Source organism: Clostridium sartagoforme AAU1, assembly GCF_000401215.1.
In the GTDB taxonomy this organism is placed as follows: domain Bacteria; phylum Bacillota; class Clostridia; order Clostridiales; family Clostridiaceae; genus Clostridium; species Clostridium sartagoforme.
In genome coordinates, this window is sequence record NZ_ASRV01000209.1 from 1 (window position 1) to 8,346 (window position 8,346).

Sequence of the window (8,346 nt, forward strand, 5' to 3'; positions counted from 1 at the left end):
AACAGAAGTACTTCGTGAAAGGAAGAACTACTATGCCTTAGTGTTGTTGGTTTGTCTGAGCGCAGCGAGTTTAACCAAAACTCTTGGCATAGTAGTTCTCCGAGCCTAGTACTTCTTTTCGTAGATATTTAGCTTATGAAACATATCTATTTATCGTAGCCTTTATATTTGCAATTTAAAACTTACTTTAATTAATAAATATTTTTCTGTCTTCATTACAAACTATTTCTACACTTTTACCTTCTTTTGTTTTTGTTATTAAAGTCACCTTATGCCCCCATAAGTCTTGAACATATTTTAGAGTTTCTTTTGCGTATGACATTTCAAGCTCACGCCCATCGAAAAAATGTTCTAATGTTAAGCTTAAATCCCTTTTATTTAAATCAGTAACTCTTATATATGGAATTGATGCAACACCACAAGTATCTGCTAAGTAATCTCTTATTTGCTTCCAACCAATTTCATCTGGTACTTCTTCAATTACGTAATCAAAACTTTTTTTAGCATATTGAAATAAATTAAGATCTTCACAAAGCTCTTGAGTTAAATACCTTCTCAAGAATGAACTATCTCGCTCTAATTTTCTAACCTCAAAAATCTTATCTCGTCCGTATCTTCTTTCAATATCTTGGAATACTTTAAACCCTATATAATACGGATTTAATCCTCCTATAATAGGTGCTACAACATCATTATGCCTTTTTAAAAATTCAAAATGCAGTCCTTCCTCAAGATCTAGTTCTTTTAATATATTATAATGCCAAAAGCTTGCCCATCCTTCATTCATTATTTTGGTCTCTATTTGTGGCATAAAGTATTTGGTTTCTCTTTTTACTATTCTTAATATATTTTTTTCCCATTCTTCTAAGGAGCTATATTTAATTATAAATCCAATAACATCATCAAATGGCTCTACCGGTATTTTAGATATATTGGGAAATGGAATATCCTTATTTTCCTCTAATATCCCTCTATTTTCTTTTTTTAAATAATAATCTTCAATTAAACTCTCTTTTATCTCTTCACTACTTAATTCTTTTATTCCAACAACTCTAGGTATTTGAAATTTAATTGCATGAGCTGCATCTAGTATTTTTTCAACTTTTTCATATCCTATACTTGGGTCGTTAATATATCCCCTAATTATTTCTGCATCTAGCTTAAACATCTCTAATGCACCTTTAGCATTAGTTCCTTCTACAAACATTCTATTATTTGCAAAGAAATCATTATGCCCATAAACATGTGCCATTGTTAGTATTTGTAGAAGTAACGTATTTTCTCTCATCAAATATGCAAGACAAGGATTTGAGTTTATTACCATTTCATAGGCTAATCCAGTCATATTTAATGAATATAAGGTTTTATTTTTATCATACGCTTTTCCATAACTCCAATGAGGATATTTAGAAGGCATACCAACATATGCCTCATATCCTAACATTTCATTAAACCCTATTATTTCAAATTCTTGTGGATAAAAATTTAGTCCAAATTCCCTTGCCTTTGATTCTATAATTTCATTCCAAGCTTCTAAAGTACTCACATTGTATTCCATAGCTATTCCTCCTTTAGCTCTTTAGATAACATTATCTTCAATGCATCCCATAAATCTTTCTTTTCCTTTACTATTACGGAAACAAAATTTTTATAATTTATTTCCTTATTAAATCTATAGTACATTGTTGTAGAATAAGTGGAAGGTAATAGCTCTGCATATCCAAACATATTGCTTACTTCACATAAGTCTTTTACAGATTTCATAGCTCTTTCGTTATCCTCGCTCCAGTTATCCCCATCACTAGCATATATAGGATAAATATTCCACATTTCCGGTGGATATTTTTGTGCAATTAAATTTAAAGCTGTATTAAGTCCACTTGAAATATAAGTTCCTCCAGATTCTGCTTTATGGAAAAATTCATATTCATTTACCCTTTTTGCAACTGTTGTATGGGATATAAATTCAAAGGCTATATTGTTATATTTTCTTCTTATAAATCTAGATAAAACAAAGAATAGGGACCTTGCTAAATACTTTTTACTGCTATCCATAGATCCTGATACATCCATGATAAATATCATTACTGCATTACTTTCCTTTTTAGGTTTTTTCTTAACCTTATAATATCTAAGATCTTCTTCTCTAAATGGAAACCTAGCTATTTTTGTATTTAACCCTTCCTCTAATAATGCTCTCTTTTTCCCTTGCTTCCTTGCCATTTTTGCTATAACTGTCTTTTTCTTTGCAAGCCTTGGATTTATTCCATATCTTTGATATCCACGCTTTCGCCCTGCACTTTCAGTTATTATTTCAGAATACTTTTTTCTATCCAAATTAGGAAGCTCTAGATCCTCTATAATATAATCCATAAGCTCTTCCATTGTTATTTCAGTTTCATAGATATCATCCCCTGGAGAATTTCCAGCTCCTTTATTTCCACTTTTTCCAGAGCCCTGACTTCCATCTGAAATCTTATCTCCACGCCTCTCATTTCCAACCCCTGTGGCAACCCCCTTATTATTTCGCCCAAATACAAATTGATATTCTTTTATACCCCTAATTGGAATTTTAAACTTCTTATTTTTACTTTCCCCAATTATACTTTCCTCTGAAAGAATATCTCCCAAATTCTCTTTTATGGACTTTTCTACTAATTGCCTATGCCTTCTTCTATCTTCTATGGATCTATCATGCTCTAATGGATTATCTGCATTGTCTCTAAAGATTGCCATTTTTATCAATCCTTCCACAAGTTGTTTGCAGCATATTTTAATATGACATCACAACAATGTAAGCAGTATCCATTATTTTGCATTTCTTCAACCATAGAGTTATATTTTTCAGCTTGTTCTGTATCTCTAACTCTAGATTTAGTTATTATTCTTGAAAGATCCTTAACAGATGCCATAAGTTTCTTTTCTATAGCTTCTTTTAAAGGCTCATAGGAAGTATAGTCTATTTTGCTTCCATTTCTAATTAAATAGAACATATATGAAGTAACATCTGCTCTAAATCCCTTACATGAATTTTCTGAAACCCCTATTTGTTCTTCTATACTTCTCATAAATTCTTCATCTGGATTTAATTCTTCACCAGTGGATATATCCTTAATTTTACTCTTATTAACAAAGGCTTCTGCATTATCTATATAGTTATCAAATAAACTTTCAGCCTGTTCTCTAAAGGAATGAATAAATGCTTTTGTAATTTCCTTTTCAAGAATCTTGTTATATTCTTTCCTTATAGTATCCTGCATAAAAGCAAGATATTTTTTCTTATCTTCAGCTGCTATATCCATTTCCTTAACTGATTTTATTATACTTTCCATTATGCTTAATGGATTTATGCAGTTATGCTCTGAACTAGATAGCGCATTATCTATTGCCTTAATTATAAATCTTGTACTTATGCCCTTCATACCTTCATATGAACCGGCTTCTTCTCTTAATTCATTTATATCAATTCTCTTAGTACCACCTTTTTCAACTATATCTTCTCCATTATAAATTTTAAGTTTTGTTATAGGGTCAACCTTAGCTGATGGAGATAATCTTGAAAGAATAGCAAACATAGCTGCAATTTCTATTGTATGTGGCGCTATGTGAGCATTAAAGTTACTCTTTTTTAATATTTTTTCATATATCTTTACTTCTTCATCAAGCTCTAAGCAGTATGGAACTTCTATTTTTACAATTCTATCTAAAATAGCTTCATTTGTATGATCTGATTTAAATTTATTCCATTCAGCTTCATTTGAATGTGCTATTATAAGACCATCAAAGTAAATCATAGATCCTTTACCTGGTGATGGAATAGATTTTTCTTGTGTTGCTGTAATTATTGTATGAAGATATTCCACATCATTTTTAAATACTTCTATAAATTCAACTAATCCTCTATTACCTACGTTAAATGCTCCATTTAGTGAAAATATTCTTGGATCATCTTCTGAATACATATCCATTTTAGAAATATCAATTGAACCTGTTAATATTGATGTATCCTGATTATTAGGATCTACCGGTGGGACAACTCCAATTCCTTTTCTAGATCTAATAGAAAATCCCTTTCTTTCAACTGGGAATTTTTCATATTCTCCATTTAAATTATTAAGCAGCTTATACTTACAAACTGGACATAAATCACCTTCTATTTTTAAACCTAATAATTCCTCAAATTTTGGTCTTAAATGCTTAGGTATTAAATGTAATGGTTCTTCATGCATTGGACAACCTTTTAATGAATATATAGGAGCACAATCTACTAATGCTTTCTTTAAAGCTTCTACTAAAGATGACTTACCTGCTCCAACTGGACCAACTAAGTATAAAACCTGTCTAGATTCTTCAGCATTCATTGAAGCTGAGTGTAGATAATTTACAAGCTTCATTATAACTTTGTCAATACCAAAAAAATCATCCTTAAAAAAACCATATTTTCTTATAGATTCATTTCCATATATTTTCTTAACCTTAGGGTTCTCTTCTCCCTTTAGTACTTCTATTCCCTTGCTAACTACCATATCATAAATTCGCTTATGTGAAAGCTTAGCTATATCTGGGTTTTCTTTTATTATTTCTAAATAATCAAGGAATGTTCCTTCAAACTTTTCTCTATTTCTGCTTTCTCTATCACTTTTTATAAATTCTTCAAAGTTCATTTACTCCCCCCTTTTACTAAAATATATTCATTATCCTTGCCTATATATGACAAGTATTTTTTCCTAAATGAACTCCTTTTAATTTTCTATAAATATGCACGTAAATGAAAAAAGGTTCACGAAAAAAGCTGATATGAGAAAATCATATCAGCTTTTTTACATATATATTTTATTTTAAACGATTATCATCTCTTTATATTTATTTGTCCACATATATAAAAACTCAATGAATATATTAAGCATTTAATTGTTAATAAAACAGTTTCACCTATAGGTAACCCAAAATATCCTGTTACATATATATTTAGAAAATTAATGAATGTATTTCTTATTATGAGGTATAGAAAGTAGTAAACTACTGAATATAATCCTATTCCAGATAAGGCTAATCCACTATTTTTAAATGCTACAACTAAAAGAAAACCTAGAGAATTCATAAATAAGCTTTGAGCAATTAATTGTAACAATATATTAATAAATATTATTTCCTTAAATATTAATGAGGAAATAAAAACATATATACTTAATAGTATTATATAAAAAATCATGAATCTAAACTGTCTATTTATACCTAATTTCCTTTTTGCATCTTTTATAGTAAATAGTATTTCTCCAATATCGTCCTCAACTAATTCTTTTGTATTAATAACTCCCATTATTCCTGCAAAAAATGTTAAGCAATATTCAGAAAAGAACATAAAACTAGATGTTGCCATGTTAGTTTTTCTCATAAGCCAATAGTAAATTAATAAGCCACTTATAAACATTAGAATAAACAAAAATATTTCTTTTCCTAAAATTTTTATCTCTAATATATTTTTATTCTTCATTTTTTAACTTCCTTAAATAGAAATATGCATCTTCAAGTGTTGGTTTAACTTCTACAATAGAATTTTCATATTTACTTAACTCTTCATGAGATACAAATCTAGCATTAATTTTATTTCCTTCATATCTTATATTAATTACATGAATTAGTTTTTCAACATCTTTAAATTTTTCCTTATTAAAAATGCCTTCAAAAATATGACCTTGGGCTCTATTTTTTAGTTCTTCAACTCTTCCCTTAAATAATATTTTTCCTTTATCTAATACACAAATATTTTCGCAAGTTGCTTCTAAATCTTCAACTATATGTGTTGATATTATTAATGTTATTTCTCCTGATAATTCATTAATTAAATTTCTAAATTCAATTCTCCTTTCTGGATCAAGTCCAGCCGTTGGCTCATCAATTATAAGTATTTTAGGATTGCCTATAAGTGCCTGAGCTATACCAGCTCTCCTCAACATTCCACCTGAAAGTTCTCTTATCTTTTTGTTTTTATGTTCATTAAGTTTCGTTAATTCTAATACGCTTATAACTTCTTCATCTATATTATTCTTTTTTATACCCTTTAGGTTAGCCAAATAATATATAACATCATATAACTTAACATTTTTGTATAAAGAAAATTCTTGTGGTAAATATCCAATAATCTCTTTTACTTTATTTTTATTTTTCCATTCTATATCTTCATAACTAATATTACCTTTTTCTATATCTAACAATGTTGTTAAAGTTCTCATTAGCGTTGTTTTTCCTGCTCCATTTGGACCTAACAAGCCAAAGTTACCCTTTGGAATTTCCATAGAAATATTATCTAAAACCTTTAACTTACCGTAGCTTTTAGATAAATTTTCAATAACTATATTACTCAATGCCATACCTCTTTTCATATAAATCTACTAGCTCACTTATATTAGTTACATTAACACCTTTATTAATCAAATTATAATAGTCATTTATAAACTCTTTTAAGTCTTCTATATTCATTTTATTTATTAAATTTTCTATTCTTTTTACTTCATCATAATTTATATCCTCATTAGGGATACTATTTATCATAAAGTTTGTATTATATCTTTTATTTGAATATTCTTTAATTAAATTTATATATACATTATTTATCAAAATATTATTAGTTGCATTATTTTGATAATTTCCTTTTAGCTCTCCCCTAATTATATAATCTAAAAATGCTCCATCATTAATTATAGAATTATAATCCTGAACTAGTAAAGACTCATTTGAAACTGTTATCAAACTAGGTAATAGAGGTATATTTACAATAGCTATATTTTTAATATCATATTCCTCATTATTAAATAAATCACTAAATAATTTATTAGAAAATTTATATCCACTTACTATTTTTTCTAGATTTAATTTAATATCTTCTTCACTGTACAATGAAGGCGAATAGTAAATATTATAGGAATCTATTTTTATTTCTTTTAATTGGTCTGTAGCCAATAATATAACACCATCATTACTTTTTCCATTTAATTGACCATCTTTAAATTCTAAATTCGAATAACTAATATTAGATAAATTTGTACTAATAAAATATTCTATATCATTATCATCTGTAAAACCAGTTCTATTAGTAGGTATATAGTTAATAAAGTTAGGAAGATATACCTGCTCCATGTTCATATACATTCCGTATTTGCTGTATCCATAATATTTAATATCTAATGATTTAGTTTCTGTGCTATTTAATACAATATTTACTTCATCATTATCTCTTGTAAATTTTACAGTTTGTCCCAATTCATCGGATATACTCTCTATAGTAAAGAACGGATGTAGATAAAAAGTTATATTTTCATCTTTTATATTATTTATCTCTAATTTTGATTCAAATTTCGTTTTATTATCAAAATTAATTTTCATATTTACACTTTCAATCATATAATTTATATTAGGATTTTGATTTTCTCTTTCGAATTTTATAAAATCATATTGTGTCCTATTTTGAAAATATCCACTTCTATACTTTTGGAATTTATGTACATATATCCACATATAAAAATAATCACAATACTTATAGAAGGAATAATAATTTTTTTATTAATATATTTTCTATAAACTACCACCAAAGAAATTAATAATATAACTATATTTTTGACTACTATTGTAATTGATACGTTTATTCCTATTATGCTGTTATATATCTCCATTTCAGAATTAATAAATCCTTGGGTTAATAACCATTTTAGGTAATTTACATTAATAGTATGAAACATATTTGATAATACTCTAAATAGCTCATTATTTAACGGTGTAAGTGAAAACCATAATAATATTATCAATAAATACCCCTTATTTCCTTTTATATTATTTCCAACAATATAACCAATAAGATATCCTACTAATATAGGAATAAAATGATATTGAAAAATAAAGCTAATAACTTCTTTAAATAATAGAAAGTTACCCATTTTCATATAAATAATAATTATAAGAATATCTAAAACGCTTGTAATAATTAGTGAGTAGATTACTCCAAGTAATAACTTTCCTGTTAAATTGAATATTTCTCCATTTGTAATACATGATAATACTTCTTCACATTTATCCTTTTCTTCGCTTTTACCTAAAAAATATCCATTTATCATGAAAAATAAAGTCAATATAGCAATAACATAAGTTTGTCCCCTTAATGAATTATATAATTTATTTTTATCTAACACGTAATAATAGTAATTAACATATTGGCTTAATAAAATGATTAAACTTCCTATAATAATCATTATTTTCTTATGCTTTATATTTGAATTGTGTATTTTTAAAGAATTAATTATTTTATCCATATTATTTCCTCTTTTATTAATTAATATAAAGTAGTATTAATAT

7 protein-coding genes are annotated in these 8,346 nt (G+C 27.1%); all 7 read right to left on the minus strand.

The features are described from left to right. Window positions 1–187: 187 nt before the first annotated feature. A complete protein-coding gene (locus tag A500_RS16775; RefSeq protein WP_016208760.1) occupies window positions 188–1,558 on the minus strand; it encodes a SpoVR family protein in 1,371 nt (456 codons plus the stop codon). A gap of 2 nt (window positions 1,559–1,560) precedes the next feature. Next, on the minus strand, window positions 1,561–2,736 hold the full coding sequence (gene yhbH / locus A500_RS16780) for a sporulation protein YhbH (protein ID WP_016208761.1): 1,176 nt from the start codon (window positions 2,734–2,736) through the stop codon (window positions 1,561–1,563). 5 nt (window positions 2,737–2,741) lie between these two features. Further along, window positions 2,742–4,664, minus strand: a complete 1,923-nt coding sequence (locus tag A500_RS16785) for a PrkA family serine protein kinase (RefSeq protein WP_016208762.1) — start codon at window positions 4,662–4,664, stop codon at window positions 2,742–2,744. Window positions 4,665–4,849: 185 nt separating this feature from the next. After that, on the minus strand, window positions 4,850–5,494 hold the full coding sequence (locus A500_RS16790) for a hypothetical protein (RefSeq protein ID WP_016208763.1): 645 nt from the start codon (window positions 5,492–5,494) through the stop codon (window positions 4,850–4,852). Continuing rightward, the gene (locus A500_RS16795) at window positions 5,484–6,383 is read right to left on the minus strand and encodes an ATP-binding cassette domain-containing protein (RefSeq protein WP_083935717.1); all 900 of its coding nucleotides are present in this window, start codon (window positions 6,381–6,383) and stop codon (window positions 5,484–5,486) included. Before A500_RS16795 ends, A500_RS16790 begins: the two co-directional genes overlap by 11 nt. Further along, a complete protein-coding gene (locus tag A500_RS16800; RefSeq protein WP_157453691.1) occupies window positions 6,358–7,401 on the minus strand; it encodes a hypothetical protein in 1,044 nt (347 codons plus the stop codon). The genes A500_RS16795 and A500_RS16800 overlap by 26 nt, the downstream gene beginning before the upstream one ends. A 38-nt stretch (window positions 7,402–7,439) precedes the next feature. Next, window positions 7,440–8,303, minus strand: coding sequence for a hypothetical protein (locus A500_RS16805; protein ID WP_016208766.1), 864 nt, complete (start codon window positions 8,301–8,303; stop codon window positions 7,440–7,442). Window positions 8,304–8,346 lie beyond the last annotated feature (43 nt).

Excerpts from the sequence above, each read along its gene's own strand:
- yhbH (WP_016208761.1), bottom strand. The coding sequence starts at position 2,736 with ATGGCAATCTTTAGAGACAATGCAGATAATCCATTAGAGCATGATAGA.
- A500_RS16795 (WP_083935717.1), bottom strand. The coding sequence starts at position 6,383 with ATGAAAAGAGGTATGGCATTGAGTAATATAGTTATTGAAAATTTATCT.
- A500_RS16805 (WP_016208766.1), bottom strand. The coding sequence starts at position 8,303 with ATGGATAAAATAATTAATTCTTTAAAAATACACAATTCAAATATAAAG.
- A500_RS16775 (WP_016208760.1), bottom strand. The coding sequence starts at position 1,558 with ATGGAATACAATGTGAGTACTTTAGAAGCTTGGAATGAAATTATAGAA.
- A500_RS16800 (WP_157453691.1), bottom strand. The coding sequence starts at position 7,401 with ATGATTGAAAGTGTAAATATGAAAATTAATTTTGATAATAAAACGAAA.
- A500_RS16790 (WP_016208763.1), bottom strand. The coding sequence starts at position 5,494 with ATGAAGAATAAAAATATATTAGAGATAAAAATTTTAGGAAAAGAAATA.
- A500_RS16785 (WP_016208762.1), bottom strand. The coding sequence starts at position 4,664 with ATGAACTTTGAAGAATTTATAAAAAGTGATAGAGAAAGCAGAAATAGA.